Below are 2,146 nucleotides of genomic sequence, written 5' to 3' on the forward strand. Positions count from 1 at the left end.
GGTGGGGTCGGTGGGGCGCGGCGGGCGGCCGCGGCTCCTGGAACAGGCGGTCAGCCGCGGCTCTTGGAGCGCGGACGCAGGGCGGCCGCAGCGAGGACGGCCGGGGTGGTGACGACGACCATGAGCATCACGGTGGACATTCCGTTCGGCCCGCGCCGCTCCAGGGCCACCGCGCGGTACGGACGCACGTGGAAGGCACTCACGCGCGATGCGGCGGCGGCCCTGGGCCCGGGCGGGGCGGGTGCGTCGGCGGGCGCCCCTGCGGCTGCGCCCGCGGGATCCGGCGCGGGCTCCGGCGGCTCCGCGCGCCCGGCCCCGGCCTCCGCGGAGGGCTCCGCCGGGGCCGGCACGACCGGCGGCTCCCCGGGCGCCGGCCGCTCGGGCCGCGCCGGCCGCTCGGGCAGCCCAGGACGTCCGGGCAGGGCAGCGGCCGGCGCGGGCATCCGCCCCGGGTGGTGCACGGTGGGCCGGTCGGCGCCGGGCACGGCCGCCCGTACCGAGGGCCGCCCGGAAGGCCGGGTGACGGGCCCCCTCGGCTGCGGCCCTTTCATCGGCACGCACAGGTCGACGCGGGCGCCGCGGCCGTGGCCGTCGCCCGCGACCGCCACGTGGCCGTGAAGCGGGCAGAGCGCCGCCACCAGCCCCGCCCCGGCGAAGTACTGCCAAGCGGTCACGCGCGTCCTCCCGAATTCCACAGCAGATGCATGGGTCACCGCTGAAGAAACGATCAAGGGCCGTCTTCGACACGCCGCGGCCCGATCGGGAACCCTGACGCGGGCATCACGTCACCCGCTCGCGCGTCCCGCCGTCACGCGGTCGTGCGTCCCACCGTCACGCGGTCGTGGGTCCCGCCGTCACGCGGTCGTGCGTCCGCCCGTCCGTGCGCCCGGCCCCGGCCCACGGCGGCGATGCGGCATGATGTCGCCATGGGGACCCAGGGGGAGAACGCCCGACTGATCGCCGGGCGTTACCGGCTGGATGCCAAACTCGGCCGCGGCGGCATGGGCATCGTGTGGCGCGCCACCGACCAGCTGCTCGGCCGGTGCGTCGCCGTCAAGGAGGTGGCGCTCGATCCCGCGCTGTCCGAGGACGAGGCCCGGCTCCAGCGCGAGCGCACGCTCCGCGAGGCACGCGCGGCAGCGCAGCTCAAGCACCCGCACATCATCGTGGTGCACGACATCGTCGAGGACGACGAACGCCCGTACATCGTCATGGAGCTGGTCGAGGGCGGCTCCCTCGCCGACCGGCTGTCCCGTACCGGCCCCGTGGACCCCGCGGAAGGCGCCCGGATCGGGATCGCCCTGCTCGGCGCCCTGCGCACGGCGCACGCGGCGGGGGTGCTGCACCGGGACATCAAGCCGGCGAACGTCCTGCTCGAGGCACCGGGCGGCCGGCCCGTCCTCACGGACTTCGGGATCGCGCAGGTGGCGGGCGCGACGACGCTGACCTCGACCGGGGCCTTCGTCGGTTCCCCCGAGTACACCGCGCCCGAACGGATGTCCGCGCAGACGCCGGTGGGACCCGAGTCCGACCTGTGGTCGCTGGGCGCCCTGCTCTGCGCGGCGGTGAGCGGCACGTCCCCGTTCCGGCGGGACTCGCTCGGCGGGGTGCTGCACGCGGTGGTCTACGACGAGATCCGGCCGCCCGCCGCGTGCGGGCCGCTGCTGCCGGTGGTGCAAGGGCTGCTGGAGCGCGATCCCGCCCAGCGGCTCGGCGCGCAGGAGGCGGAGCGGCTGCTGCGGGCGTACGCGGCGGCGCCGGAGTACACGCCGACGCAGAACGTGGCCGGGCCCGCCGTACCCGTACCGGCGCCCGTACCGCCACCGGCACCTCCCCGGGCACCTTCGCAGGCACCGGCGCCGACTCCCGTGCCGGCAACGGCACCCGTGACCGCACCCGCGGCCACAGCCGCGGCATCGGCATCGGCCGTCCCGGCCCCCGGGAAGCGGCGGCCGGGGGCCGCGCTGATCGCCGGCCTGCTGGTGGCCGCGATCGCCGGCGCGGGCGTCTCCGCCGCCGCGCTGCTCATGAACGACGACGAACGCAGGGGACAGGCCTCCACGAGCGGGGCGGCCGGCGGCCACAGCTCGGCCCCGGACACGGTCACCTCCCCGACCCCCGCACCCACGACCCCTGGCGCCACAAC

Annotated in this window: 2 protein-coding genes; one reads left to right on the forward strand and one right to left on the reverse strand. The window is 77.5% G+C overall.

All coding sequences use genetic code 11. The features are described from left to right. Window positions 1–50: 50 nt before the first annotated feature. Window positions 51–674 (reverse strand): hypothetical protein, encoded by a 624-nt coding sequence (locus PV721_RS43035; protein ID WP_319734278.1) that lies wholly within the window; start codon window positions 672–674, stop codon window positions 51–53. Window positions 675–926: 252 nt separating this feature from the next. Here PV721_RS43035 and PV721_RS43040 point away from each other — a divergent pair. Continuing rightward, on the forward strand, window positions 927–2,146 hold a 1,220-nt coding region (locus PV721_RS43040; RefSeq protein WP_319734279.1), incomplete at its 3' end, for a serine/threonine-protein kinase.

The organism is Streptomyces sp. MB09-01 (genome assembly GCF_033794505.1).
In the GTDB taxonomy this organism is placed as follows: Bacteria; Actinomycetota; Actinomycetes; order Streptomycetales; family Streptomycetaceae; genus Streptomyces.